Annotated in this window: 1 pseudogene; it reads left to right on the top strand. The window is 47.9% G+C overall.

Features of this window, described 5'->3' with window-relative positions:
- A pseudogene (locus tag NE473_RS32165) lies at positions 1-286 on the top strand (diguanylate cyclase); the annotation flags it as partial.
- Positions 287-288: the final 2 nt, after the last annotated feature.

The following is a 288-nucleotide window of genomic DNA, read 5'->3' as shown; positions in this document are numbered from 1 at the left end:
CTGTTTTACACTTGTCACGTTTCTGCTGTCCTCAGTGGTGAAGACGTTTATCGATATTCTGTTTACTAAGGGGGAACTGGTTCCGACGGAAAATTTAAAGAAATTCAGCACAGCGGTCTCAAAAAGCCTGGAGGTAGGAGATATCGTGGAAGAGATATCCTCGGTGATCCAGGATACGCTGGCAGTAGAATCCATCTATATCTGTCTGGCTGACCAGGCGGGAGAAAGCTTTGAGAAGGCTCACCGGTCCCGGCCGATCAGCGGTGTGAATCTTTCCTTATGGTAACA

Source organism: Hungatella sp. SL.1.14, from assembly GCF_024460495.1.
GTDB lineage: Bacteria > Bacillota > Clostridia > Lachnospirales > Lachnospiraceae > Hungatella > Hungatella hathewayi.
Note: the sequence above shows the minus strand (reverse complement) of the source record. Positions and strands in the feature narration are given on the sequence as shown.